At 35.7% G+C, this 308-nt stretch carries 1 pseudogene; it reads left to right on the top strand.

The annotated features are described in order from the left end of the window. Positions 1–91: 91 nt before the first annotated feature. Positions 92–308: pseudogene (locus D0T85_RS22955) on the top strand (hypothetical protein); the annotation flags it as partial.

The following is a 308-nucleotide window of genomic DNA, read 5'->3' on the forward strand; positions in this document are numbered from 1 at the left end:
CAATTTGAAAGTGATACACATCTCGATTTGGAATACTACATTAAATGGAGCGATAAATATGCCCGGCTAATAGCTTACTCCATTCATAAAGATGAGTCAGAAAATCAGAATCAAACTGAAATCTTACGATCACAACCTGGTTGATAAATCGGCCGAAAAATCAATCTGGGGAGAAGATTTGAACCTGATTCCTGGTCTTACAGATAAAGTAACTTATTACCTGGATCATAGTATTACCACCATATATCAACTAACAGGCGATTACAGTGAACTGATACAATTTGTTGGTAACGATATTTACGAGTTCA

It is taken from the genome of Bacteroides sp. 519 (assembly GCF_010500955.1).
Taxonomy (GTDB): domain Bacteria; phylum Bacteroidota; class Bacteroidia; order Bacteroidales; family Bacteroidaceae; genus Bacteroides.